The organism is Isoptericola jiangsuensis, assembly GCF_002563715.1.
Classification (GTDB): Bacteria; Actinomycetota; Actinomycetes; order Actinomycetales; family Cellulomonadaceae; genus Isoptericola; species Isoptericola jiangsuensis.
Map to the genome: position 1 here is coordinate 102,626 of NZ_PDJJ01000001.1, position 24,095 is coordinate 126,720.

Annotated in this window: 24 protein-coding genes and 1 riboswitch; of the genes, 12 read left to right on the top strand and 12 right to left on the bottom strand. The window is 74.2% G+C overall.

Annotated elements, in window-relative coordinates; genetic code table 11:
* The first annotated feature begins 120 nt into the window (after window positions 1–120).
* Window positions 121–2,829, top strand: a complete 2,709-nt coding sequence (locus tag ATJ88_RS00440) for a pectate lyase family protein (RefSeq protein ID WP_098461933.1) — start codon at window positions 121–123, stop codon at window positions 2,827–2,829.
* Between the two features lie 91 nt (window positions 2,830–2,920).
* On the opposite strand, the gene ATJ88_RS00445 is transcribed toward ATJ88_RS00440, so the two are convergent.
* From ATJ88_RS00445 to ATJ88_RS00455, 3 genes are all read right to left on the bottom strand, one after another.
* Window positions 2,921–3,484, bottom strand: a complete 564-nt coding sequence (locus ATJ88_RS00445; protein WP_211287429.1) for a hypothetical protein — start codon at window positions 3,482–3,484, stop codon at window positions 2,921–2,923.
* 78 nt (window positions 3,485–3,562) lie between these two features.
* Window positions 3,563–3,949 carry a DUF302 domain-containing protein gene (locus tag ATJ88_RS00450; protein ID WP_098461936.1) on the bottom strand — a complete coding sequence of 129 codons (387 nt, stop codon included), beginning with the start codon at window positions 3,947–3,949 and terminating at the stop codon, window positions 3,563–3,565.
* Window positions 3,950–3,972: 23 nt separating this feature from the next.
* Complete coding sequence (locus tag ATJ88_RS00455; protein WP_098461937.1) at window positions 3,973–4,356, bottom strand: hypothetical protein; 384 nt, start codon at window positions 4,354–4,356, stop codon at window positions 3,973–3,975.
* 156 nt (window positions 4,357–4,512) lie between these two features.
* On the opposite strand from ATJ88_RS00455, the gene ATJ88_RS00460 reads away from it, so the two are divergent.
* Window positions 4,513–5,010 carry a DUF6328 family protein gene (locus ATJ88_RS00460; protein ID WP_098461939.1) on the top strand — a complete coding sequence of 166 codons (498 nt, stop codon included), beginning with the start codon at window positions 4,513–4,515 and terminating at the stop codon, window positions 5,008–5,010.
* On the opposite strand, the gene ATJ88_RS00465 is transcribed toward ATJ88_RS00460, so the two are convergent.
* Window positions 4,979–5,674, bottom strand: coding sequence for a DUF2306 domain-containing protein (locus ATJ88_RS00465; protein ID WP_098461940.1), 696 nt, complete (start codon window positions 5,672–5,674; stop codon window positions 4,979–4,981). The genes ATJ88_RS00460 and ATJ88_RS00465 overlap by 32 nt on opposite strands.
* Before the next feature lie 154 nt (window positions 5,675–5,828).
* Between ATJ88_RS00465 and ATJ88_RS18215 the strand changes: the two genes are divergently transcribed.
* A complete protein-coding gene (locus tag ATJ88_RS18215) occupies window positions 5,829–6,464 on the top strand; it encodes a hypothetical protein (RefSeq protein WP_098461942.1) in 636 nt (211 codons plus the stop codon).
* A gap of 198 nt (window positions 6,465–6,662) precedes the next feature.
* Here the strand turns inward: ATJ88_RS18215 and ATJ88_RS00475 are convergent, their stop codons facing one another.
* Genes ATJ88_RS00475 through ATJ88_RS00485 form a run of 3 tightly spaced genes read right to left on the bottom strand, consistent with a single transcriptional unit; the run spans window position 6,663 to window position 9,553 of the window.
* The gene (locus tag ATJ88_RS00475) at window positions 6,663–7,592 is read right to left on the bottom strand and encodes an NmrA family NAD(P)-binding protein (RefSeq protein ID WP_098461943.1); all 930 of its coding nucleotides are present in this window, start codon (window positions 7,590–7,592) and stop codon (window positions 6,663–6,665) included.
* A 9-nt stretch (window positions 7,593–7,601) separates the two neighbouring features.
* Window positions 7,602–8,702: an alpha/beta hydrolase gene (locus ATJ88_RS00480; RefSeq protein WP_098461945.1), complete on the bottom strand. Its 1,101-nt coding sequence runs from the start codon at window positions 8,700–8,702 to the stop codon at window positions 7,602–7,604.
* 47 nt (window positions 8,703–8,749) lie between these two features.
* Entirely contained in the window at window positions 8,750–9,553 is an 804-nt protein-coding gene (locus ATJ88_RS00485) for a Nif3-like dinuclear metal center hexameric protein (RefSeq protein ID WP_098465022.1), read from the bottom strand.
* A gap of 71 nt (window positions 9,554–9,624) precedes the next feature.
* Between ATJ88_RS00485 and ATJ88_RS00490 the strand changes: the two genes are divergently transcribed.
* A complete protein-coding gene (locus ATJ88_RS00490; RefSeq protein ID WP_098461946.1) occupies window positions 9,625–10,800 on the top strand; it encodes a pyridoxal phosphate-dependent aminotransferase in 1,176 nt (391 codons plus the stop codon).
* Window positions 10,801–10,869: 69 nt separating this feature from the next.
* Here ATJ88_RS00490 and ATJ88_RS00495 read toward each other — a convergent pair whose 3' ends face one another.
* Window positions 10,870–11,370, bottom strand: coding sequence for a CBU_0592 family membrane protein (locus ATJ88_RS00495; protein ID WP_098461948.1), 501 nt, complete (start codon window positions 11,368–11,370; stop codon window positions 10,870–10,872).
* Window positions 11,371–11,548: 178 nt separating this feature from the next.
* On the opposite strand from ATJ88_RS00495, the gene ATJ88_RS00500 reads away from it, so the two are divergent.
* The 6 genes from ATJ88_RS00500 to ATJ88_RS00525 all read left to right on the top strand — a co-directional run bounded on the left by ATJ88_RS00500 (window position 11,549) and on the right by ATJ88_RS00525 (window position 18,340).
* Entirely contained in the window at window positions 11,549–12,457 is a 909-nt protein-coding gene (locus ATJ88_RS00500; RefSeq protein ID WP_098461949.1) for a LysR family transcriptional regulator, read from the top strand.
* Window positions 12,458–12,607: 150 nt separating this feature from the next.
* A riboswitch (glycine riboswitch) is annotated at window positions 12,608–12,702 on the top strand.
* Between the two features lie 89 nt (window positions 12,703–12,791).
* Window positions 12,792–15,716, top strand: coding sequence for an aminomethyl-transferring glycine dehydrogenase (gene gcvP, locus ATJ88_RS00505; RefSeq protein ID WP_098461951.1), 2,925 nt, complete (start codon window positions 12,792–12,794; stop codon window positions 15,714–15,716).
* Between the two features lie 9 nt (window positions 15,717–15,725).
* Window positions 15,726–16,910, top strand: a complete 1,185-nt coding sequence (gene gcvT, locus ATJ88_RS00510; protein ID WP_098461952.1) for a glycine cleavage system aminomethyltransferase GcvT — start codon at window positions 15,726–15,728, stop codon at window positions 16,908–16,910.
* A gap of 44 nt (window positions 16,911–16,954) precedes the next feature.
* On the top strand, window positions 16,955–17,323 hold the full coding sequence (gcvH, locus tag ATJ88_RS00515; RefSeq protein WP_098461954.1) for a glycine cleavage system protein GcvH: 369 nt from the start codon (window positions 16,955–16,957) through the stop codon (window positions 17,321–17,323).
* A 248-nt stretch (window positions 17,324–17,571) separates the two neighbouring features.
* On the top strand, window positions 17,572–17,805 hold the full coding sequence (locus ATJ88_RS00520; protein WP_098461955.1) for a helix-turn-helix domain-containing protein: 234 nt from the start codon (window positions 17,572–17,574) through the stop codon (window positions 17,803–17,805).
* Between the two features lie 112 nt (window positions 17,806–17,917).
* Window positions 17,918–18,340 carry a (deoxy)nucleoside triphosphate pyrophosphohydrolase gene (locus ATJ88_RS00525; RefSeq protein ID WP_098461957.1) on the top strand — a complete coding sequence of 141 codons (423 nt, stop codon included), beginning with the start codon at window positions 17,918–17,920 and terminating at the stop codon, window positions 18,338–18,340.
* A gap of 99 nt (window positions 18,341–18,439) precedes the next feature.
* On the opposite strand, the gene ATJ88_RS00530 is transcribed toward ATJ88_RS00525, so the two are convergent.
* From ATJ88_RS00530 to ggt, 3 genes are read right to left on the bottom strand one after another with little or no spacing between them, the layout of a single operon-like run.
* Window positions 18,440–19,012, bottom strand: a complete 573-nt coding sequence (locus ATJ88_RS00530) for a P-loop NTPase family protein (RefSeq protein WP_098461958.1) — start codon at window positions 19,010–19,012, stop codon at window positions 18,440–18,442.
* A gap of 37 nt (window positions 19,013–19,049) precedes the next feature.
* The gene (locus ATJ88_RS00535; RefSeq protein WP_098461960.1) at window positions 19,050–19,595 is read right to left on the bottom strand and encodes a P-loop NTPase family protein; all 546 of its coding nucleotides are present in this window, start codon (window positions 19,593–19,595) and stop codon (window positions 19,050–19,052) included.
* Window positions 19,596–19,636: 41 nt separating this feature from the next.
* Entirely contained in the window at window positions 19,637–21,535 is a 1,899-nt protein-coding gene (gene ggt, locus ATJ88_RS00540; RefSeq protein ID WP_098461961.1) for a gamma-glutamyltransferase, read from the bottom strand.
* 110 nt (window positions 21,536–21,645) lie between these two features.
* Here ggt and ATJ88_RS00545 point away from each other — a divergent pair, with 110 nt between their 5' ends.
* Window positions 21,646–22,209, top strand: a complete 564-nt coding sequence (locus ATJ88_RS00545; protein ID WP_098461963.1) for an MOSC domain-containing protein — start codon at window positions 21,646–21,648, stop codon at window positions 22,207–22,209.
* A 21-nt stretch (window positions 22,210–22,230) separates the two neighbouring features.
* A complete protein-coding gene (locus tag ATJ88_RS00550; RefSeq protein ID WP_098461964.1) occupies window positions 22,231–22,449 on the top strand; it encodes a hypothetical protein in 219 nt (72 codons plus the stop codon).
* A 61-nt stretch (window positions 22,450–22,510) separates the two neighbouring features.
* On the opposite strand, the gene ATJ88_RS00555 is transcribed toward ATJ88_RS00550, so the two are convergent.
* Window positions 22,511–23,824, bottom strand: coding sequence for an MATE family efflux transporter (locus tag ATJ88_RS00555; RefSeq protein ID WP_245852027.1), 1,314 nt, complete (start codon window positions 23,822–23,824; stop codon window positions 22,511–22,513).
* Window positions 23,825–24,095: the final 271 nt, after the last annotated feature.

Consider the following 24,095-nt stretch of genomic DNA (forward strand, 5'->3'; position numbering starts at 1 on the left):
ACCGTCGGACCGGGGTTGCGACAGGGGCCTCGTGATGAGTCCGCGCGTCGACGACGACGCGTGCGTACGACCCGGCGACCACCGGGGCACTGCCCGATTCGACGACGAAGTGAGGCAACGATGAGAAGAGCAGCCGCAGCCCGGCTCACCGCGGCAGGGGCCACCTTGGCCCTCGCCGCCACGATGGGCGCGACCGCCCTGTGGACGACCGACGCGCAGGCCGCGACCGGCACCGCCACGGGCTTCGCCACGCAGAACGGCGGGACGACCGGCGGCGCCGGCGGCCAGACCGTCCGGGCCACCACCGGTACGCAGATCCACCAGGCGCTGTGCAACAGGGCCGCCGACGACACCCCGATCATCATCGAGGTCGAGGGCACCATCAACCACGGCAACACCGCGAAGGTGTCCGGGGACTCCTGCAACACCGCCGACGGCGTGATCGAGCTCAAGGAGATCAGCAACGTCACCCTCGTGGGCGTGGGCTCCGGGGCGCTGTTCGACGAGCTCGGCATCCACATCCGCTCGGCCGAGAACATCATCATCCAGAACGTCCACGTGCGGAACGTGAAGAAGTCCGGCTCCCCCACCTCCAACGGCGGCGACGCCATCGGCATGGAGTCCGACGTCTCCAACGTCTGGGTCGACCACGTGACCCTCGAGGCGTCCGGCGGCGAGTCCGAGGGCTACGACGCCCTGTTCGACATGAAGGCGGACACCACGTTCGTCACGCTGTCGTACTCGATCCTGCGCAACTCCGGTCGTGGCGGCCTCGTGGGGTCCAGCGACTCCGACACGGGCAACGGCCCGGTGACCTACCACCACAACCTGTACGAGAACATCGACTCCCGCACGCCGCTGCTGCGCGCGGGCACCGCCCACTCGTACAACAACCACTACCTCGGCCTGGTGAAGTCGGGCATCAACGCCCGCCTGGGTGCGAAGGCCCTGGTGGAGAACAACTACTTCGAGGACTCGCGCGACCCGCTCGGCACGTTCTACACCGACGACATGGGGTCGTGGGAGGTCGCGGGCAACGTCTGGGACAACATCACCTGGTCGGCCGAGGGCAGCGACAACCACCCCGCGGGCCCGGAGCCGACGTCGACGACGAACGTGAGCGTGCCCTACGCCTACGACCTCGACGCGGCCGCGTGCGTCCCGGCCCTGCTCGCCGCCACCGCCGGCGCGAACAAGGGCCTGCAGGTCTCGGACGGGTCCTGCTCGCCGCAGACCCCGGAGCCCACCCCGACGCCGACGACCGAGCCGACCACGGACCCGACGGGCGAGCCCACCACCGAGCCGACCGAGCAGCCGGAGCCCGGTACGGGAGCGATCTACGTCGCCCCGAACGGCACCGCGGGCGCGGCCGGCACCCTCGCCGCGCCGACGACGCTCGCCACGGCGATCACCCGCGTGCAGCCGGGCGGCGAGATCTACCTGCGCGGCGGCACGTACAACCTGTCGCAGACGATCACCATCCAGCCGGGCAACGACGGGACGTCGTCCGACCGCACCCTGCTGTCGGCGTACCCCGGCGAGAAGCCGGTGCTGAACTTCTCCGCGCAGGCCGAGAACTCCGCCAACCGCGGCCTCGCCATCGGCGGCGACTGGTGGCACGTCTACGGCATCGTCGTGGAGCACGCCGGCGACAACGGAATCCTGCTGGGCGGCGACAACAACGTCATCGAGCGCGTCGTGACGCGCTTCAACCACGACACCGGGCTGCAGATCGCCCGGCTCGTCGCGGGTGCCCCGTCGAGCGAGTGGCCGTCGAACAACCTCGTGGTCTCGTCCGAGTCGCACGACAACGCAGACTCCGACGGTGAGGACGCCGACGGTTTCGCGGCGAAGCTCACCGCCGGTCCCGGCAACGTGTTCCGCGACACCGTCGCCCACCACAACATCGACGACGGCTGGGACCTGTACACGAAGACCGACACGGGCCCCATCGGCACGGTGACGATCGAGAACTCCCTCGCCTGGGAGAACGGCACGCTGTCCAACGGCGCCCAGGCCGGCAACGGTGACCGCAACGGGTACAAGCTCGGCGGCGAGGACATCCCGGTCAACCACACCATCCGCAACTCCTACGCGGTGGACAACGGCAAGCACGGCCTGACGTACAACTCGAACCCGGGCTCCATCACGGTGACGAACAACGTGTCCGTGGGCAACGCCCAGCGGAACTTCTCGTTCGACGAGGGCACGCACCGCTACAGCGGCAACACGTCCTGCGACTCGGGCTCGAACGACAAGACGGTCGGCACCGACCTCGGCGGCAACCAGTTCGACACCGGGTCCAACGGGTCGCGCTGCTCGGCCTACGACGGTGACCTCGCCTGGTGGTTCGCGGCCGACGGGTCCCTGCAGGTGAGCTTCGGCGGGTCCACCCCGACGCCCACCCCGACCCCGACCCCGACCCCGACGCCCGAGCCCACCCCGACCCCGACGGCCCCGACCGGCACCAACCTGTCGATCGGCGCCGGCTCGGACGGGTCGAGCAAGGCGAGCGGCACCAGCTACGGCAACGTGCGTGACGGCGACCTCGCCACCTACTGGTCGCCGTCCGGGTCGACCGGCACCATCTCGATCAAGTGGGACTCCGCGAAGACGGTGTCGAAGATCGTCGTGAGGACGGCCTCCGGCAGCGGCTCGATCACCGGCTGGCGGATCGTGAACAACGACACCGGTGCGGTGCTGAAGTCCGGCACCGGGACCCCCGGCACGGTGAGCTTCACCGCGACGTCGCTGTCCAAGGTCAACCTGGTCATCACCGGCGCCTCGGGCACCCCCCGGATCGCCGAGCTGGAGACCTACGCGGGCTGACCCCGGTCGGTCCCGCCTGACGTCGGAGCCCCGGCCGGTCCCCACGGACCGGCCGGGGCTCCGGCACGTCCCGGCGGCACCGCCGGACCCGTCAGGACACCGTGAACGCCGCCACGCGACCGGACACGTCGCTGACCTCGTCGATCCACCCGGAGACCGCTCCACCCGCGTCGAGGAACGCGTCGTGCAGCTGCACGTCACAGCGGTGGAACGTCTCCACGGAGCCGACGTGGCCCAGCAGGGCGAGCAACGGCCCCGCGAGGTCGCCGCCGCCCTCGTCGTCCGAGGTCCGCGCCGTGCAGGCCGCGAGGGCGGTGGCGAGGAACACGTGGACCCGCGCGCCGTGGAACCACGGCTCCGCGTACAGGATCGCGACGAGCGCCCCCGGCTCGTCCGGCCCGAACGACGTGCAGCCCTGCACCCCGGGACGGATCGTGCAGAACAGCACGGGCGGCGCGGCGGTGAGCGTCACGTCGGGCCGCGCCTGCCCGGCGTGGATCGGCCGGGGCTCGGTCGACAGGGAGCCGGACGCCGGGGCGGCCGCGAGGAGCAGGGGCAGGAGGACGGAGATCGCCGCCACCAGGGCGGCACGCGCGACGCTGCGCGCGGGGCGGGACATGGGGACCACCGGCTCGGACGGCGTGGTTGCTGACACCTGGAGGGAGGGTCCCGGCACACCCGTCGATACCGTCCGGGCGCCGCTTCACCCGGCGCCGGGACGCCGCTCGGTCGCTCAGCCGAGCGCGTCGAGGGCGGCGCGCAGCCGCACGCCGGCGTCCTGCGCGACGGCGGCCAGCTCGGGGCTGTCGGCGACGGACATCATGGCGTGCGGGTCGACGGCCTCGACGACGGTGGCCCCGTCCGCCTCACGGACGACGACGTTGCAGGGCAGCAGCGCACCGACGGACGGGTCGGCCTGGAGGGCCCGGTGCGCGAGCGGGGGGTTGCAGGCGCCGAGCACGAGGTAGGGCGGCAGGTCGACGCCGAGCTTGGTGCGCAGGGTGGCGGCCATGTCGATCTCGGTGAGGACGCCGAACCCCTGCTCGGCGAGCGCGGCGCGGACGGCGTCGACGGTGTCGGCGAACGGGGTGGTCAGGGTGGTGCTGAGCGTGTAGGTCACGGGTCTCCTCGGGTCGTGGGTGGTCAGACGGGGCAGGCCGCGGCGGCGGCAGGCCGGCGCTGGTAGAGGCCGATCGCGGTGGCGACGACGGCGACCAGCGCCATGGAGGCGGAGCCCGGTGCGGACGTCAGGAGCAGGACGGGCGCGACGACGGTCGCGCCGGCGACGACGTCGCAGGGTCCGCAGCCGAGGACGCTGCGCCAGGTGTGGCCGGCCGGGGGCACCCACGTGGCGACGGTGGCGGCGCCGAGGGCGGCGCTGACGGCGAGGAGCACGGTGGTGACCGGGTGGCCCGGACCGCCCGCGGCCGTGACGTACCAGGCGAGCAGCAGGGGGAGGGCGAGGGCGCCGACGGCGAGGCGTCGGCGGCTGCGGGGGCGTCGGACGGTGGCGGGCGGGACGGTCATGCGGGGTGCTCCTCCGCGAGGCCGGGGTGGGTGCGGCGGCCTCGTTCCCCCACCGTATACCCCCCTGGGTATACGGTCCAGACGGGCGGCCACCACCCCTCGCCCCCTCGCCCCCCGTCCGCCACCATGGACCGCAGGGACGACGAAGGAGGTGCGGTGAGCGACGACGCCACCGGGGCGCTCGCGGGCGGCGTCGGGCACGGCCGGCCCGAGACGCCCGAGCAGCGGTCCGACCGCAACTGGAACGAGCTGCTCCAGGAGCTGCGCGTGCTCCAGACCGGCGTGCAGATCCTCACCGGGTTCCTGCTGATCCTGCCGTTCCAGTCGACGTTCTCCGGCCTCGACCGGTACCAGGTCGCCGTCTACCTGGCGGACGTGCTCGTCGCGATCACCGCCACCGGCCTGTTCATCGCGCCCGTCGCGCTCCACCGCGCGCTGTTCCGGGAGCACCGCAAGCCGTCGGTGGTCACCGGCGGGGACCGCCTCACCCGGGTCGGGCTCGTGTTCCTCGCCGCGTCGCTGTCCGCGACCGCCCTGCTGGTGTTCGACGTCGTCGTGGGGCGCGTCGCGGGGTGGGTGGTCGGCGGGAGCGTCGCCGTGCTGCTCCTCGGGCTGTGGGAGATCATGCCGCTCGCGGTGCGGCGGCGCGGCTGAGACCGCGGCGGCGCAACCACAGCTCGGCGACGACGAGGTTCGGCACCCAGCACCCGAACGGCACGAGCGCGTACGCGCGGTCGAACGCCGCCGCCGGGTCGACGTCGAGCAGCATCACCTGACCGCCGACCAGCAGGCCCGTCCACAGGCGCAGGGTCACGGCGGCGAACGTGAGCGCGAACGTGCGGGTCATCCACCGCCGGTGCGCGGCGACGTCGCCCGCCCGGATCGCGCGGAAGCCCTGCCAGGCCGTCCACACCCACGCGGCCCCGAGGAGCCCGAACCCCGCGGTGCCGATCGGACCGGCGTGGTTGAACGGCGCGAGCACGATCCCCGCGGTCCCGGCGACGAGGATCGCCGCCACGGTGACCCGGCCCGCCCACCGGTGCACGGCGGGCACCCGGCGTCGCAGCCCGGGCCAGAGCTGCACCGGCGACAGCAGGAGCGCGACGCCCCCGGCCACGACGTGCGTGAGGAGGACGCCCCGGACCACCGCCGGGCGGGCGGCGTACCCCGCGGCGAGCCCGACGTCGTCCGCGGCGAGGGTGTCCAGGGAGGCCGTGAGGTAGGGCGTGACGGCCACGGCCGCGACCGTCACGCACAGCAGGGTGAGGACGCTCAGGCTCCACGGGTGGCGCGACCTCGTCGTCGTCGGTGCGGTCATGGGTCCATCGACCCACGGGCGGGGGCGCGCACGGATCCGGGGCCGTACCGGAGCGTCCCCTGAACCGTCCCGGACCCGGCCCCGGGGTCCACCCTGGCCCCGCCCCCGTGGAACGCCTGGTGGCAACCGATTTCCATCCGCTAGGTTGCCACGGGTGAGCCGCAACGACGCGAGACATCTCCCCCTGACCACCGCCCTCCTGGCGACCGCCGCCCTGCTCCTCGCCGGGTGCGCCGCCGCCGACGACGAGCCCGACGACGTCGTGGCCGCCGACGCCTCGGCCCCCGCGGCCGTCGCCCCCGCCACGTCCAGCGACTGCGCCGGCGGCGTCGTCGTGGACCCGCAGGGCTCCCCCGACGAGCAGAAGCTCTACACCGCCATCGTGCTGTCCAAGGTCTCCGGGTCCGGTGAGGTCGCCGTCGTCGACTCCTGGGACCGGCAGGAGGACGCCGGGCTCAAGGTCCGCGGCGGCGCGACCGACGCGCAGCAGGCCGTCCTCGACGACGCCCTCGCGGGCGGGCTGCTCGCGGTCCAGCGCGCGCCGCGCCTCGCCGACCCCGCCGAGCTGCTCGTCGGCAAGGACAAGGGCCGCTACGTCCAGTACTCGTACACGCGCCGCAGCACCCAGGACGTCGTCGTGTCCTGCGCGGACGGCACCGAGCCCGTCGAGGCGTCGTGGACCAGCTTCGAGCTCGTCTCGACCGGGCTGTCGTCCTGCACCGACACGCCCGACCCCGTCAGCGAGTTCGTCGCGGCCGACGCCATCAGCACCTACTGCGACCGGGCATAGGAAGACCCGCGGGTCGGAGATCGACTCCTGCCGTGCTGGACGAGGGCACGGCACCCGCGGGTCCCGGTGGTCGCGGGTCTCAGCCCGCGACCACCTCGTAGGTCCGAAGAGTCTTCACTTCTCGGATCACCTCCTTTCCGGTACGTGCTCCGAGGCTAGGCCGCTCCCCCGCGACCGCCAACGGAATTTCCGGGACCTTCACACGACGTCCGACGGCGGCGGCACGGCCAGCAGGTGCTCCCACTCCGCCGGGTAGTCGTCCAGCCACTGCTCGAACGACCGCGCCGGCCGCCCCACCAGGCGCCCCACGTCCCCGGACACCGCCGCCAGCGCGCCCGCCGCGATCGCCTCGTACGACGAGATCCACCCCGCCAGCTCCACCGCCGACGCCCCCAGGTGCTCGCGCGACGCGTACGCCTGCCGCACCGACTCCGCCTCGTACCGGATCTCGCGGCCCGTCGCCGCGGACAGCAGGCCCGCCACCTCCGTCAGCGTGAGCGCCTGCGGACCCGTCACGTCGTAGACGACGCCGTCGTGGCGGCGCGGGTCCTCGTCCAGCAGCACCGCGGTCGCGACGTCCGCGACGTCGTCGTGCGACACCGACGCGACCCGCCCCGAGCCCGCAGGGCCCCGGATCACGCCGTCCTCCCCCACGAACGACGCCAACGCCTGGTGGTAGAGGTTGTCCCGCAGCACCGTCCAGCGCACCCCGACGGACCGCAGGTGCTCCTCGGTGTGGAAGTGGTCGCGCGCGAACGTGAACACGGCGTCCGGGGCGGCACCCACGAACGACACGTACACGACCCGCTCCACCCCGGCCGCCACGGCCGCGTCGATCGCCGCGACGTGCTGCGTCACCCGGTCCTCGCCCTCGCGGGCGCTCACCAGGAACACCGACTGCGCGCCCGCGAACGCGGCCCGCATGCCCGCGGCGTCGTCGTACCCGGTCGCGGTGACGACCTCGCACTCCGGCAGGGGACGGCCGTCCGCCAGGCGGGGCGCCCGCGCGGGGTCCCGCACCACGAGCCGCTGCCGCGCGCCCTCGGCCGCCAGCCGGAAGGCGAGGCGCGAACCCAGCCGCCCCGACGCGCCCGTCACGGCCACCAGCCCGTCGCCCGACCACCTCATGGAGCCACGCTACGTGCGACCGCCCGCGGTCGCCGGGCGGGAGCGCCCACCGAACCAGCGGCGCCACCGGGACGGCCCCGGCTCCGGCGCGGGTTCCGGGGGCGCGGCCGGCGGCGGCGCGTAGGCGCGCCACCAGCGGTCCAGCTCGCGCCAGACGACGTCGCGCACGGGTGCGGCGGACAGGGTGACGTCGTGCAGCGCGCCCTCGACGCGGCACAGGGTGACCAGGGGGCCGAGCTGGACGGTGCGGCGGGCGACGCCCTCGACGTCGAGCACGGTGTCGGTGCGCATCATGTCGTCGCTCCAGCGCAGCGGCGTCGTGGAGCGGGTGGACAGCAGGACGAGCACCGGCGCGTCGATGTGCAGGCCGCGGGCGACACGGTCGTGGCCGGAGAAGATCGCCGCCATCCACGCGGGCGTGGCGCGCCAGCCCTCGTCGGGCCGCCACGCCGGGTCGATGTCCCACTCGCCGTCGAACCGGGACGACACGGACCGGACGTAGTACCCGAGGTCGACGTTGATCAGGTGCCGCTTGGGGGCGAGCGCGGCCTGGGCGCGCATGCTCGGCTCCAGCACCATGCGTCCGACGCGGCGCGTCTGGAACTCGAGCCACGGGCTGTTGAGGACGAGCGCGTCGGCGCGACCCGGCCGGTGCTCGCACCACAGGCTCAGCACGAGACCGCCGGTGGAGTGACCCATGAGGACCAGGCGGCGGTCGGACTCCACCTCGGGGCCGTGCCCGAGCAGGGCGAGCGCCGCCTCGACGTCCTCGTCGTACGTGCGCAGCCGCGTGACGAACCCGGGGGTCTGGTGCTCCCGGATGCTGCGCCCGTACTTGCGCAGGTCCAGGGCGTGGAACCGCACGCCGCGCCGCTCCCAGAAGTCCGCGAGGTGCGCCTGGAAGAAGTAGTCCGTCCAGCCGTGCACGTACAGCACGTCGGTGCGGGCGTCCGGGACGCCGTCCGCCGTCCCGGGCCGGACGCGGCGCACCACGGTCGCCACGACGTCGCCCTCGAAGTCGGGCGCGAGGTCCAGGGTGCGCTGCTCGAAGCCGGGCAGGACGTCCGGGACCCAGCCCGGCGACGTCGGCGGCGGGGCGGCGGGCTCCATGGCCCGAACCTAGGCGGCCCGGGCGCGGGCCGCGACCGGACGCCGCGTCAGACGGCGCGCAGCAGGTCCGGCGTGGGCAGGAACGTCACGGGGACGTCGACGACGTCGCGCAGCCAGGCGGCGAACCCCGACATCCCGGCCTGCTCGCTCGGCAGGTGCCCGACGACGACCAGGCCCGTGCCCAGGATGCGAGCGGCGTCCGTGGCGTACGACGCCGTCTCCCACTCGTGCGCCTCCCCCACGAGGACGACGTCGACGTCGTCGCGGCGCAGCAGGGCGCGGTTGCGCGCGAACCCGCGGAACCCGAGGTCGAGCGCGACCCGCCGCACCGGGGTGTCGGGGTCGCCGGCGAACCGCAGCTGCGTGGAGCCGAGGACGTCGGCGACGTGGCGGGCCAGCGCGCCGAGGGTCGTGGCGGGGACGTCGCACACCGCGGTGCCGTGCGCGGCCTCGGCCGGGTCGAGCGTCCAGCCGAGCGCGTCGGCCGTCCCGGCGTCGACGCCGTCGGGGCGGCGGTCGTGCCAGGCGTCGTGCACGCGCCACACGACCAGGCCGTGCTCGGCCACGTACGCGGCCTTCGCGGCCTGCACGGGGTCGCCCTCCGCGACGAGCACGGGCACCTGGTCGCCCTGGTGGTCGAAGTACGGCGGCTCGTGCGTGACCACCACGTTCGCGCCCGCCGCGACGGCCCGCTCCAGCACGTCGAGCGTCGCCAGGGTCGTCACGGCGACGCCGGTGACGACGGTCGCCGGGTCGCCGGCGTCGATCCCGTCGACGGTGGTGGGGCGGGCGTCCACGCCCAGGGCCGCGGTGGCGCGGGCGACCAGGTCGCCCGCCGTCGTCGTCGTCACGGCGTCCACGCTACCGGCGCGCGGGTGCCCGACCGTCCTGCCGGCACGTCCGTCGCGGGCATGATGGGGGAATGAAGGTGTCGCGCCGCAGCCACGTGCCCCCGTTCGCCGTGATGGAGGTGCTCGCCGCGGCCAACGCGCGGCGCGCCGCCGGGCACGACGTGCTCAACCTGTGCGCCGGGGAGCCGTCCACGGGGGCGTCCGACGTGGTGCGCGAGCGGGCCGCGGACCTGCTGCGCGGCGCCGACCTCGGGTACACCGAGGCGATGGGCGTCCCCGCGCTGCGCGCCGAGATCGCCGGGCACTACCGCCGCTGGTACGACGTCGAGGTCGACCCCGCCCGGATCGCCGTCACCACGGGGTCGAGCGGCGGGTTCGTCCTCGCGTTCCTCGCCGCGTTCGACGTCGGCGACCGGGTGGCGCTGGCCCGCCCCGGCTACCCGGCGTACAAGAACATCCTCGCGGCGCTCGGGTGCGAGGTCGTCGAGCTCGACTGCGGCCCGGCCACGCGCTACCAGCCGACCGTGTCCCAGCTCATGGAGGCGTACTACGGCGGCGGGTTGGACGGCGTCGTCGTCGCCTCCCCGGCCAACCCGACGGGCACGATGATCACCCCGGCCGAGCTCGCCGCCGTCGCCGAGTGGTGCGCCGCGCACGACGTCCGCCTCATCAGCGACGAGATCTACCACGGCATCGCCTACACCGACGACGTCCAGCAGTCCACGGCCGCCACGCACACCGACCGCGGCGCCGTCGTCGTCAACTCGTTCTCCAAGTACTGGGCGATGACGGGCTGGCGGCTCGGCTGGCTCGTGCTGCCCGACGAGCTCGTCGCCCCCGTCGACGCGCTGGCCGGGAACGTCGCCCTGTCTCCCCCGGCGCTCGCCCAGCACGCCGGCATCGCCGCCTTCACGCCCGAGGGGTACGCGGCCGCTGCGGACAACGTCGCCGCCTACGCCGCGTCGCGTGCGGCGCTGCTCGACCGGGTCGACGAGCTCGGCTGGCGTCCCGTCGCCCCCGCCGACGGCGCGTTCTACCTCTACGGGAACGTCTCCCGGTTCGGGATGGACGCCGTGACGTACTGCGCCCGGCTGCTCGCCGAGGCCGACGTGGCGATCACGCCCGGCACGGACTTCGACGGCGAGCGGGGCGGCGACTGGGTGCGGCTGTCGTTCGCGGCGGCGCCCGACGTCGTGGCGCGCGCCGTGGACCGCATCGTGGCCTGGCAGGCGACCCTGGAGGACTGATGCCCGGCCCCGGGGACGCCGACGCCCCGCGGTCCGGGTCGGACGGCGGGGCGTGCGGGGCGGTGGTGCTCAGGCGACGACGGGCACCCGCAGCGCGACGGGCACGGTCTCCGTCGTGACGGACGGCACCACGACGGGCACCGCGCCGGTGAGGGTGACGGACTCGGCGGCCCGCTCCGCGTCGGCCAGGTCGAGCGGGGTGTCCACGAGCGGCAGGTCGACGTCGAGGACGGTGGTGTCCGGGGCGACGGCCTCGTGGTGCTCGGCGCCGGCGGCCGTCGTGACGGTGACGGCGGGAGCGGCCTGCTGCTCGGCCAGCCGGGTGCGGTGCGCGACCAGGAGCGTCTGGATGCCGATGACGACCCACGCGACGTTCGCGGCGGCCGACGGCCACACGCCGTTGATGCCGGCGACGACCATCATGAGGAGCGCGGCCGCGATGTTGGTGAGCTGGAAGGCCCACGAGCTCGACGTCCAGCGACCCTTGCTCACCTGGGCATAGGCCACCAGGCCGGCGGCGGCGCCGACCCAGCCGAGGGCGGTGATCACGGTGACGAGGGTGGACGACATCTTGGCTCCGGGCACGACGGTGGCAGCAGGCTGCCAGGGCAGGGTGAGGGGGAAGCGCCGGGTCCCGGGAGCCGGGTCCCCCCGGGGTGGTCCCCGGGGCCGGCGCTGACTCCATGGTGAGGCAGATTTTCGTTCAGCACAATTTCATGCTTCTCCGTGTGGGAGTTAGCATCGCTACATGGCCGCCGACCCACGAAGACTTGCCTTTCTCCTTGCCGTGCACCGCGCGGGAGGCGTGCTCGCGGCAGCAGATCTTCTGCACGTGACCCCGTCCGCCGTGTCTCAGCAAATCGCTCGTCTGGAGCGCGAGGAGGGCTTCCCCGTCCTCGACCGGGGACCCCGCGGCGTCACCCTCACGCCCGCCGGACGCGTCCTCGCGGACGCCGCCGAACGCATCGAGTCCGAGCTGCTGGAGGCGCGCCAGGCCATCGCGAACCTCGGCGAGGGCGTCACCGGCTCCGTCGCCATCGGCGCGTTCCAGTCCGCCATCCGCGCCGTCGTCGCCCCCCTGCTCGCGCCGCTGGCCGAGCAGTACCCCGGCATCACCATCGACGTGCGGGAGCACGAGCCCGCCGACTCCCTGCGGATGCTGCGCGCCGGCGACCTCGACATGGTGCTGCTCGAGCGCGACGTCGACGTCGACTCCCCCGCCCCCCGCGGCTCCCACGACGTGCCGCTCCTGGACGAGCCGTGGCTGCTCGTCGTGCCGCTCAGCCTGCCCGCGCCCGAGCGCATCGACGACCTGAGCGACGTGCCGTGGGTCGGCGCCATGCCGAACACCGCCGCCGACCTCGCGCTGCGCCGCCTCGGTCGCACCCTCGGCACGTCCCTGGAGGTCCGGCACTCGTTCTTCGACTTCGACACCGCGCTCGCCCTCGTCGGCGCCGGGCAGGGGCTCGCCATGCTCCCCGCGCTGGCGGTCCGCCGGTCCGAGCCGCCGGAGGGCACCCAGATCGTCTCCCTGCCCGGACTCGGCTCCCGCCGCATCGTCGCCCGGCACCGCTCCACCCGCCACGAGCCCGGACCGGCCGTGCGCGCGGTGGTCGACGCGATGGTGGACGTCGCGCGCGACCTCGAGCTCGGCTGAGACGGAGGCGCAGCGCAGGGTGCGGGCCGAGGGACGAGGCGCTCGCCCGGAGCGGAACCGCAGGCTCGGCCGACGACGGACACGGTTGAGGCGGCTGACCTGAGACCGGGATCACCCGGGTAGACTCGCGCACACAACCGCACAGCCGCTCGAACCGTGTCGGGAGAGTCTGCCGGCGTTCCGGCAGCGCCGAAGGAGCAAGCCCTCCCCGGGAATCTCTCAGGCCCACGTACCGTCACGGCGAGGCACCTCTGGAAAGCGACGCGTCGGCGACGGCGGGTCCACCGACGGGGCAAGCCGGACGCCGACGCGACCGGCCAAACTCTCAGGTCCCATGACAGAGCGGGGAGGGCCACGTCGACCGACCCTGGAGCGCCCTGTGTCCCACTCCCCCGCCGACCCGGACCTGTTCGCCGACCGGCACCTCGGCCCGCGCGCCGACGAGACCGCGACGATGCTGGCCGCCCTCGGCTACGCGGACCTCGACGCGCTCGTCGACGCGGCCGTCCCGGCGTCGATCCGTCAGCCCGCCGCCCTGGACCTCCCGGCCGCGCGCACGGAGACCGAGGTGCTCGCGCACCTGCGCGAGATCGCGGGCCGGAACCAGGTCAAGCGGCAGATGATCGGGCAGGGCTACTACCCCGCGGTCACCCCTGCCGTGATCCGCCGCAACCTGCTGGAGTCCCCCGCCTGGTACACGGCGTACACGCCGTACCAGCCGGAGATCTCGCAGGGGCGCCTGGAGGCGTTGCTGAACTTCCAGCAGATGGTCGAGGACCTGACGGGCCTGGAGATCGCGGGCGCGTCGCTGCTGGACGAGGCCACGGCGGTCGCGGAGGCCGTCGCGCTGATGTGGCGGGCGTCGCGGGCCAAGGAGGGGTACGTCGTCCTGGACGCCGACCTGTTCGCGCAGTCGCTCGCGGTGACCCGCGGGCGCGCCGACGCGGTGGGGCTGCCCGTCGTGGTCGCGGACCTGTCCGACGGCCTGGAGGCCGGTCTCGCGGCGGCGGGCCCGCTGCCCGGGGGCGACCTGGTGGGCGTGGTCGTGCAGCAGAGCGGCGCGTCGGGCCGGGTGCTGGACCTGCGCGGCGTGGTCGCGGAGGCCAAGGAGCGGGGCGCGCTGGTCACGGTCGTGACGGACCTGCTGGCGCTGACCCTGACGACGTCGCCCGGCGAGCTCGGCGCGGACGTCGCGGTGGGGTCGGCGCAGCGGTTCGGCGTGCCCCTGTTCTACGGCGGGCCGCACGCGGCGTACATCTCGGTGCGCAAGGGCCTGGAGCGGCAGCTCCCGGGCCGACTGGTGGGCGTCTCGGTGGACGCGGACGGCGCGGTGGCCTACCGCCTCGCGCTGTCGACGCGCGAGCAGCACATCCGCCGCGAGAAGGCGACGTCGAACATCTGCACCGCGCAGGCCCTGCTGGCGAACGTGGCGTCGATGTACGCCGTCTACCACGGGCCGCAGGGGCTGCGGGCGATCGGCGAGCGGGTGCACGGCCGGGCCGTGGCGCTGGCCGCGGGCCTGCGCGCCGCCGGGGTCGCGGTGGTGCACGAGTCGTTCTTCGACACGGTGCGGGTGTCCGTGCCGGGGCGTGCGGAGGCGATCGGCTCGGCCGCCGTCGAGGCGGGCTACAACCTGTACGTCGCGGACGCCGATCATGTACAGATCGCGTGCGACGAGACCACGACCAGCGACGACGTCGCGGCCGTCCTCGCGCTGTTCGGCGCGGCGCCCGCCGACGCGGGCGAGGACCTCGGGCTCGGCGACGCCCTGCTGCGCACCACCGGGTACCTCGAGCACCCCGTCTTCCACCGGCACCGCTCCGAGACGGCGATGCTGCGCTACCTGCGCGCCCTGAGCGACAAGGACCTCGCGCTGGACCGCACGATGATCCCGCTCGGCTCGTGCACGATGAAGCTCAACGCGACGGCCGAGATGGAGCCGATCAGCTGGCCGGAGTTCGCGGACCTGCACCCCTACGTGCCGGCCGACCAGGCGCTGGGCTACGCGGAGCTCGTGGGGACGCTCCAGGACCAGCTCGCCGAGATCACCGGGTACGCGGCGGTGTCCGTGCAGCCCAACGCCGGTTCGCAGGGCGAGCTCGCGGGCCTGCTCGCGATCCGCGCCTACCACGCCTCGCGCGGCGAGGCGCAGCGCGACGTCGTCCTCATCCCCGCCTCCGCGCACGGCACCAACGCCGCCTCGGCGACGCTCGCGGGCCTGCGCGCCGTGGTCGTGGCGACCGCCGAGGACGGCGAGATCGAGCTCGCCGACCTGCACGCGAAGATCGCGCAGCACGCCGGCCGCGTCGCGGCGATCATGATCACCTACCCGTCCACGCACGGCGTGTTCGAGGACCACGTGCGCGAGGTCTGCGGCGCTGTACATGACGAGGGTGGTCAGGTGTACATCGACGGCGCGAACCTCAACGCGCTGGTCGGGCTCGCCCGGCCGGGCGAGTTCGGCGGCGACGTCTCGCACCTCAACCTGCACAAGACGTTCTGCATCCCGCACGGCGGCGGCGGCCCCGGCGTCGGCCCGGTCGCGGTGGCCGAGCACCTGGTGCCGTTCCTGCCCGGCGACCCGACGCCGGGCGCGAAGGCCGCGGAGTCCGCCGTGACGGCCGTCTCGGCCGCGCCGCACGGGTCGGCCGGCATCCTGCCGATCTCGTACGCCTACCTCGCCCTCATGGGCCCTGACGGACTCGTGCGCGCCACCCAGCACGCCGTCCTCGCCGCGAACTACGTCGCGCAGCGCCTCGCCCCGCACTACCCCGTCCTCTACACGGGTCACGCCGGGCTGGTCGCCCACGAGTGCATCCTCGACCTGCGCGCCATCACCGCCGAGACCGGCGTGACCGTCGACGACGTCGCCAAGCGGCTCGTCGACTTCGGGTTCCACGCCCCGACGATGGCGTTCCCCGTCGCCGGCACCCTCATGGTCGAGCCCACCGAGTCGGAGGACCTCGCCGAGCTGGAGCGGTTCGTCGAGGCGATGGTGCACATCCGCGGCGAGATCGACGCCGTCGCCGCGGGCCGCTGGGACGTCGCCGACTCCCCGCTGCGCCAGGCGCCGCACACTGCGGCGTCCGTCCTCACGGACACCTGGGACCGCCCGTACAGCCGCGAGGAGGCGGCGTTCCCCGTCGCTCGCCTGCGGGACGCCAAGTACTGGCCGCCGGTGCGCCGCATCGACCAGGCCCACGGCGACCGCAACCTGCAGTGCTCCTGCCCGCCCGTCGCGGCCTACGCCGAGAACTGAGGACCCGTCATGCCTGAGACCGTGCCCGAGGCCGCGACCGCGGCGGCGACCCTGTCCCCCCTGCACGACGAGCACGTCGCGCTCGGGGCCAACCTCACCGAGTTCGGCGGGTGGCTCATGCCGCTGCGCTACACGTCCGACCTCGCCGAGCACAAGGCGGTCCGCGGGGCCGCCGGCCTGTTCGACCTGTCGCACATGGGCGGCATCTCCGTCACCGGACCCGATGCCGGGGCGTTCCTCGACCACGCGCTGATCGGCAACCTGTCCGGGCTGGCCGTCATGCGCGCCCGCTACACGATGATCTGCGCGCCCGACGGGGGAGTGCTGGACGACCTCATCGTCTACCACGTCGCGCCGGGGGAGTACTTCGTCGTCGCGAACGCGGCGAACGCCGCGACGGTGCTGGTGGCGCTGCTGGAGCGCGCCGCCGGGTTCGACGCGCAGGTCCGCGACGTGTCCGCGAACCAGGCCCTGATCGCCGTGCAGGGCCCGCGGGCGGAGGAGATCCTGCGCGAGGTCCTCACCGAGGACGCCGAGATCTCCGGCGGCACCGCGCTGGACGACCTGCGCTACTACGCCTGCCTGGGCATGCGGTTCGGCGACGAGACCGTGCTGGTCGGCCGCACCGGCTACACCGGCGAGGACGGGTTCGAGGTGTGGGTCGACGTGCCGCACGCCGTCGCGCTGTGGCGCGCGCTCCTCGCCGCGGGGGAGCCGTACGGCCTGGTCCCGGCAGGGCTGTCGGCCCGCGACTCGCTGCGGCTCGAGGCCGGCATGCCGCTGTACGGGCACGAGCTGGACACCACGACGACGCCGTTCGAGGCGGGGCTGGGGCGCGTCGTGCGCCTCGACAAGACGTCCGAGGACGGCACCCCGGTGGACTTCGTGGGCCGCGAGGCCCTGGCCGCGCGCAAGGACAGCGCGCCCGCCCGGGTGCTCGTGGGTCTGCGGGGGACCGGGCGGCGCCCGGCCCGTGCCGGCTACCCCGTGGTGCGTCCGGGCGCCGACGGCGCCCCGGGCCCGCAGGTCGGCACCGTCACGTCGGGCGCGCCGTCGCCCACCCTCGGCAGCCCGGTCGCGATGGCGTACGTGACGCCCGAGGTGTCCGCCGAGGGCACCGAGCTGGCCGTCGACGTGCGCGGGCGGGCCGAACCGTTCGTCGTCGTCGCCCTGCCGTTCTACCGTCGTGGCTGAGCCACGTCCCTGACCCCCGTACTTTCCCGTAGAGGAGCTTGATCATGGCCGACTTCCCCGCGAACCTGCGCTACTCCGTCGAGCACGAGTGGATCGACGACGCGTCGCCCGCCACCGTGGGCGTGACGTCGGTGGCCGCCGACGCGCTCGGCGACGTCGTCTACCTGGAGCTGCCCGAGGTGGGCGCCACGATCGAGGCCGGCACCGTCGTCGGCGAGATCGAGTCCACCAAGTCCGTCTCGGAGCTGTACTCCCCGGTGTCCGGCACGGTCGTCGAGGTCAACACCGCGGCCGTGGACGACCCCGCCGTCGTCAACGCGGACCCGTTCGGCGCGGGCTGGCTGTTCAAGGTCGAGGTGTCGGCCGAGGGGCAGCTCCTGAGCGCCGAGGAGTACGCCCAGCACACCGCCTGAGCAGTCGTGACCAGATCGTGATGTAATTTGTGGCCCGACCCGGCAACGACGCAGTCAGCCCGCTGACCTGCGACGATGGCGGGTCGCGGCGCGTCCGGGCCCGGCCGGGAGCCTCGTGGGGCCTCCGGTTGCGCAAACTCGCGGACGTGATCCGCGTCATGAATGGCGGTCATCACACTCTCTCCACGTGACGGCAGATCCCCAGGTCGACCACGAAAGGTCGGCGGCTGTCAATGGAGGAAAGAACGATGAGTGCTATCGAGCTCGACCGGACGTACACCAACCCCGGTCTGACCCGCCGCGAGCAGGTCGTGCTGTCGAACCTCTCCGAGGACGTGACCCTCGAGCAGATCGCCAGCCGCCTCTTCGTCACGCGGAACACGGTGAAGTCGCAGGTGCGCAGCGTCTACCGCAAGCTCGGGGTCTCCACCCGCGCCGACGCGGTCGCCTGGGCCGAGGAAGCGGGGATCCGCCAGTTCTGATCCGAGTCACGGTCACGAGCCCCGCCACCACTCGGGGGATGTCGGTGGCGGGGCTCGTGTCGTCCCCGGACGGAAACGGGCGCGAAACCTGACCGATGGCAGAATCGCGCCCATGACCCGACGCCTCGTGGTCGCCACGGCGATCGTCGACTCGCTGGACCGCCCGACGCGACTGCTCGCCGCCCGCCGGTCCCGCCCCGTCGAGCTCGCCGGCCGCTGGGAGTTCCCCGGCGGCAAGGCCGAGCCGGGGGAGGCGCCCGTCGACGCCGTGCACCGCGAGATCCGCGAGGAGCTCGGCGTCACCATCACGCTCGGCGACGAGATCGTCGGGCCCGACGACGGCGGCTGGATCATCACCGACCGCCACGTCCTGCGCCTCTGGTTCGCCACCGTCGACCAGGGCGAGCCCGTGCCGCTCGTCGAGCACGACGCCCTGGAGTGGCTCACGCCCGACACCCTGTGGACGGTCGACTGGCTCGACGGCGACGTCCGCATCGTCGAGGCCCTCGCCCCGCAGCTCACCCCCGCCGGCTGACCCGGCGACCCGGCGCACCTCCCCGCGAGTCAGCGCAGGTTCCCGCGAGTCAGCGCAGGTTCCCGCGACTCAGCGCACGAAGACGAGGTCGCAGCGCGGTCAGCGGGCGGCCAGCCCGGCGAGCCAGCGGTCGGCCTCGCGACGGCTGCGCAGCCGCACCACCGTGACGTGAGGTGCGTCGTCGGCGAGCCGTTCGTCGAGGCGGTCGAACTTGTGGCGGGTGGTCCACGCCCAGCGCACGACGTGCTCCTCGTCCCGCAGGATCGTCCACAGCGGCGGTTCGACGTTCCCGTTCCACAGGACGGTGCGGTGGATCCGTCGGGAGATCGTGCGTCGCAGCACCTGTCGCATGACGACGTGGACGGGGAGGTCGAGCCACACGAGCAGCTCGGCGCGACGGAGCAGGATCGGACGGGCCGGCTGGTACTGCCACTCCGTCACCCACGCGTCGGACGCGGCCAGCGACCGCACCTCGTCCATGAACTCGGGGCGTGGCACCCAGCCGGGGCCGTGGAACAGGCCGTCGAGCTCGACGTGGGGCAGGTCCAGGAGCCGTCCGAGGTGCCGGGCCAGGGTGGTCTTGCCCGCCCCGGCGGTGCCGGCGACGAGGACGCGACGCGCTCGCGGGCCGTCGGGCCCGAGGTGGTGGGTGCGTGGGCGGTCGTGGCGCACGGCGCGACGCTACCGCTCGACGACGTCCCGTGGGAGGTCAGCGGGCCAGCCCGGCGAGCCACCGCTCGGCCTCGCGGTGGCTGCGCAGCCGTACGACGACGACGTGCGGCGCGTCCTGCGGGAACGCGGCGACACGGGCTGCGGTGTCGTGCCGGGTGCGCCACGCCCACCGCACGATGTGGTTGCGCTCGGTGAAGAACGTCCACAGGGGCGCCTCGCGGTTGCCCGCCCACAGCTCGGTGCCGCGCAGGCTGCGGAGGACGGTGCGGCGCACCACCTGCGTCATGACGACGGGTGTCGGCAGGTCGAGCCACACCACGGCCTGGGCGCGGGCGAGCAGCACGGGCCGGGCGGGTGGGTAGAGCCACTCGGTGACCCAGGCGTCGGACGCGGCGAGCTCGGTGACGTCGTCGAGGAACTCGGGTCGTGGCGTCCAGCGGGGGCCGTGGTGCAGGGCGTCGATCTCGGTGTACGGCACGTCGAGGGCGGCGCCGATGCGCCGGGCGAGGGTGCTCTTGCCCGCGCCGGACGTCCCGGCGACGAGGACGCGTCGCAGGGCGGGGGAGGGGCCGGTGCCGGGCACGTCGTGAACCTAGCGGACCGTCCCCGCCCCCGCCTGCGGCGTCAGTGACGGACGGGCCGGAGCACCATGGCGGCGCCGCCGCCGCGTCGTCGGGGCTCGGACACGGCGGTGAGGAGTCCGTCGTCACTGATCTGCACGGCGGTGGCCGCGCCGATCTCGGCGGCGGACGTGAACTGGTCGCCGGACGCCACCAGCGTGTGCCCGTACGTCTCCAGCGCCGGCCCGTACGCCGCGATGAACTCGGGCTCGGCGATGACGTTCGCCGTGTTGCGCTGGGTCGCGCGGGGTGCAGCGAGGGCCAGGTCGATCGGCATCCCCCGGTCGAGATGGTTGGTGAGGGTCTGCAGGACCGTCGTGATGATGGTCGACCCGCCGGGGGAGCCGAGGGCGAGGACGGGGTCGCCGTCCCGCGTCACGAGGGTGGGCGCCATGGACGAGCGGGGCCGCTTGCCGGGCTCGATCCGGTTCGGGTCCTCGGCGTCCCACACGAGCGAGAAGTCGGTGAGCTCGTTGTTGAGGAGGAACCCGCGGCCCGGCACGACCATCCCGGAACCGCCGGTCTGCTCGATGGTCAGCGTGTACTCGACGACGTTCCCCCACCGGTCCACGACCGTCAGGTTGGTCGTCGACACGTTCTCGGTGTCGTCCCGCTCGGGCGCGATCGTCTCGCCGCACGCGGAGTCGTCGGCGTCGACGTCGCCCGGCGGCACCGGCTTGGCGGCCGCCGCCGTCGGGTCGACGAGGCACGCCCGCTCGGCCGCGAAGTCGTCGGACAGCAGGGTGTCGAGCGGGACGTCGACGAACGCCGCGTCACCGAGGTAGGCGCCACGGTCGGCGAACGCCAGGGCGGACGCCTCCAGGTAGTGGTGCAGGTAGTCGACGTCCGACATCGACGCCAGGTCGAACGTCTCCAGGATGTTCAGCGCCTCACCCACCGTCGAGCCGCCGGACGACGGCGGCGCCATCCCGTACACGTCGTACTCCCGGTAGTCCGACACCGTCGGGGCCTGCACCCTCGCCTCGTAGGCGGCGAGGTCCTCCAGCGCGAGGTAGCCGGGCGGCACGGGGAGCGTCGTCGCGGGGTCGGTCACCGGCTCCTGCACGGCCGACACCATCTCGGCCGCCAAGGGCCCTGTGTAGAACGCGTCCGTGCCGCGCTTCGCGAGCAGCGCGTACGTGCGCGCCAGGTCCGGGTTGCGGAACCGGCTGCCCACCTGCGGCGCGTCGCCGCCCGGCAGGAACAGGTCCGCCGTCGCGGGGAACGCCGCGAACCGTGCCGCGTTGTCCAGCGTCTGCTGCCGGAACGTCGCGTCGACGACGAAGCCCCGCTGCGCGAGCGTCGTCGCCGGCCGCAGCGCCCTGGCCAGCGACCACGTGCCCCACTCGTCCAGCGCCGTCTCCCACGTCGCCGCCGTCCCCGGCGTCCCCACCGACACGCCGCTCGTCACCAGCTCCGGTGTGAACCGGTACGGCGCACCCGTCGCCGGGTCGAGGAACGCGTCGCGCGGCATCGCCAGCGGCGCCGTCTCCCGCCCGTCGATCGTCGACACCTCGCCCGTCGCGGCGTCGTAGTGGAGGAAGAACCCGCCACCGCCGATCCCCGCGCTGTACGGCTCCGTCACCCCCAGCGCGGCCGCCGCCGCCACCGCCGCGTCCACCGCGTTCCCGCCACGACGCAGCACGTCCAGCCCCACCCGGCTCGCCTCGGCGTCCACCGTGGCGACCGCCCCGCCGTACCCGACCGCCGTCGGGACCTTGTCGTCCCACCGGCCGTGCCGTGCGCTCTCGGCGCCCGACGACGACGGCGGCCCGGCGCTCGCGGTGGTCGCGACGGCGGTGGTGGCAGCGAGGGTGGCCGCGGCGACGGCGGCGACCAGCCGGGGGCCGGTGCGCCGTCTCGTGCCGGGACGGGTCCGGGGTGCGGAACGACGGTGGTCCATGGGTCCTGCCTCTCGGTCGGGCGGAGGAACGTCCAGGGTCACCACCGTCGCGCGGGGCAACGGTTCTCGCGACCGGAGACGCCGGCCGGCGGGTGGGGGAGACTGCGGGGGTGAGCGTCCACGAGTACCCCGTCGAGGTGCTGCACCTCCTCGTCTCGCCCGAGCACGCCTACTTCGGGCGGCCTCGCGACGGTGCCGCGGACGTGCCGACGGCGGACGTCGAGGAGGTGCGGGTCGTGGCGGGCAAGGGGATCGTCGGGGACCGGTTCTTCGGCAAGGCCGCGCACATGGACGCCGCGGTGACGCTGTTCGCCGTGGAGGCGCTGGAGGGTGTGGCGCACGACCTCGACGCCGGGCCGTTCGACCCGTTGGCGCCGCGTCGCAACGTGGTGCTGCGCGGGGCGGAGCTGGGGCCGCTGGTGGGGCACGACGTCACCCTGCGCACCGGTGACGGGTCGGTGACGCTGCGCGTGGGTCGGCCCGCGAACCCGTGCGCGTGGATGGACCGGGTGCTGGCCCCGGGCGCGTTCCACGCCCTGCGTGGCCGGGGCGGGGTGCGCTGCATGCCGCTCACCGACGGGACGCTGCGCCGTGGCTCCGGGGTGCTGGAGAGCCCGGTGGAGCTCGACCCGGCGCGGGCCGGTCTGGCGGTCCGCAGGCCCCGGCTGCCCTGAGCGGGGACTACGCTGGGCCCCATGAGCGACTTCCAGGTGAACCCGGCCCCGAAGAACGACGCCCCCGGCGCCATGCTCGGGCGGGTCATCGTCTCGATGATCCTGTTCGTGGGTGGCCTGGTCCTCATCGGCACCGGCGCGATCGCCGACCCGGCCATCGCCCCGTACGTCTTCACCGGCGGCATCCTGGCGATCGGTCTGGCGTTCGGCCTCCCGATGATCGGCGCTTCGGAGCGCTGAACCGGAGCGAGCTTGCGAGTGCAGGTTCAGCGCGACCACGAGACCGAGCGCTGAGCCGGAGCTAGGCCCCCGTCACCATCCAGGTCGTGCCGCGTGCGCGCAGGCCGGTGGTGAGGGCGCGGGCGAGCATGAACACGCCGGCGAACGCGATCCACAGCCAGGCGAGCCCGGCGGCGCCGTCGGGTGCGAGGGCGCGGACGGCGAGCGCGACGGGCGCGTAGGCGACGAGCGTGAGCATGCCCGCCCAGGCGAGGTAGCGGCCGTCGCCGGCGCCGATGAGGACGCCGTCGAGGACGAACACCCAGCCCGCCATGGGCATGAGGACGCCGGTGACGACGAGCCCGGCGGTGATGGCGACGCGCACGTCGGGGTCGGTGCTGAACAGCGGCGCGATCCACCACGATCCGGCGGCGAGGATGACGCCGATGACGGCGCCCGCGCCGACGCCCCACTGGAGGCAGCGGCGCAGCACCTCGCGGACACGGTCGGTGTCGGCGGAGCCGAGGCCGTGGCCGACGAGGGCCTGCGCGGCGATGGCGAGGGCGTCGAGCGCGAACGCGGCGAGCCCCCACAGGCTGTTGACGACCTGGTGACCGGCGAGCGCGGTGGCGCCGAGCCCGGTGGCGACCCACACGGTGAGCAGGATGGCGAGCCGCAGGGACACGGTGCGCACGAGCAGGGGGGCGCCGGTGACGGCGTTGGCCCAGATCCCGGCGTGGTGGGGGCGCAGGGAGGCGCCGCGGCGGCGGGCCCCGCGGACCACGACGACGCCGAGGACGACCGCCATGGTGAGCTGCGCCGTCGTCGTGGCGAGGGCGGACCCGGCGATGCCCATGCCCGCGCCGTAGACGAGGGACACGGAGCCGACGGCGTTGAGGACGGCGCCGCCGGACGCCACCCACAGGGGGGTGCGGGTGTCCTGGAGGCCGCGCAGCACGCCCGTGGCGGCCAGCACGAGGAGCATGCCGGGCAGGCCGGGCGCGGACCAGCGCAGGTAGGTGACGGCGTGCGTGGCGACCTCGCCGTCGGCGCCCATCGCGGACACCGCCCACGGCGCGACGGCGGCGAGCAGCGCGGCGAGGACGACGCCGAGGCCCAGCGCCAGCCACAGCCCGTCCACACCCGACTGGAGGGCCTCGCGCTCGGCCCCCGCCCCGAGGCGGCGCGCCACGGCCGCCGTGGTCGCGTACGCGAGGAACACGCACAGCCCCACGAGCGTGAGCAGCAGCGTCGAGGCGAGCGACAGACCCGCGAGCTCGGCCGTGCCCAGGTGCCCGACGACGGCGGTGTCGACGAGGACGAAGATCGGCTCGGCGACGAGCGCCCCGAGCGCCGGGACGGCCAGGGCGAGGATGTCGCGGTCGAGCCGACGCACGTCACTCACCTTTCTTTCCTCCACAGCCTGCGAACAGCGAAGGCGCAGGTCAGAGGCGATCCGAGGGTTGTACACAGGAGATGTCCCCAGGTGTGCACAGGGTTGTCCACCGTCTGTGCACAGGGCGTCGGTAGTCTTCCACACCCCTCTCCACACCTGTGTCCACAGGCTCCGTTGCAGACGGTCGCGGGCGCGCCTAGCGTCGTCCCGAGTGTCGGTAGGGCACGGTAGAACGAGATCACGACGGCGAGCCGCAGGCTCGCGGCCGGGG

Bases quoted from the DNA above. Each gene is read 5' to 3' on its own strand.
- ATJ88_RS00440 (WP_098461933.1), top strand. From the start codon at position 121: ATGAGAAGAGCAGCCGCAGCCCGGCTCACCGCGGCAGGGGCCACCTTG.
- ATJ88_RS00455 (WP_098461937.1), bottom strand. From the start codon at position 4,356: ATGACCGTCCCGCCCGCCACCGTCCGACGCCCCCGCAGCCGCCGACGC.
- ATJ88_RS00465 (WP_098461940.1), bottom strand. From the start codon at position 5,674: ATGACCGCACCGACGACGACGAGGTCGCGCCACCCGTGGAGCCTGAGC.
- ATJ88_RS00475 (WP_098461943.1), bottom strand. From the start codon at position 7,592: ATGAGGTGGTCGGGCGACGGGCTGGTGGCCGTGACGGGCGCGTCGGGG.
- ATJ88_RS00480 (WP_098461945.1), bottom strand. From the start codon at position 8,702: ATGGAGCCCGCCGCCCCGCCGCCGACGTCGCCGGGCTGGGTCCCGGAC.
- ATJ88_RS00490 (WP_098461946.1), top strand. From the start codon at position 9,625: ATGAAGGTGTCGCGCCGCAGCCACGTGCCCCCGTTCGCCGTGATGGAG.
- ATJ88_RS00495 (WP_098461948.1), bottom strand. From the start codon at position 11,370: ATGTCGTCCACCCTCGTCACCGTGATCACCGCCCTCGGCTGGGTCGGC.
- ATJ88_RS00500 (WP_098461949.1), top strand. From the start codon at position 11,549: ATGGCCGCCGACCCACGAAGACTTGCCTTTCTCCTTGCCGTGCACCGC.
- gcvP (WP_098461951.1), top strand. From the start codon at position 12,792: ATGACAGAGCGGGGAGGGCCACGTCGACCGACCCTGGAGCGCCCTGTG.
- gcvT (WP_098461952.1), top strand. From the start codon at position 15,726: ATGCCTGAGACCGTGCCCGAGGCCGCGACCGCGGCGGCGACCCTGTCC.
- gcvH (WP_098461954.1), top strand. From the start codon at position 16,955: ATGGCCGACTTCCCCGCGAACCTGCGCTACTCCGTCGAGCACGAGTGG.
- ATJ88_RS00520 (WP_098461955.1), top strand. From the start codon at position 17,572: ATGAGTGCTATCGAGCTCGACCGGACGTACACCAACCCCGGTCTGACC.
- ATJ88_RS00525 (WP_098461957.1), top strand. From the start codon at position 17,918: ATGACCCGACGCCTCGTGGTCGCCACGGCGATCGTCGACTCGCTGGAC.
- ggt (WP_098461961.1), bottom strand. From the start codon at position 21,535: ATGGACCACCGTCGTTCCGCACCCCGGACCCGTCCCGGCACGAGACGG.
- ATJ88_RS00550 (WP_098461964.1), top strand. From the start codon at position 22,231: ATGAGCGACTTCCAGGTGAACCCGGCCCCGAAGAACGACGCCCCCGGC.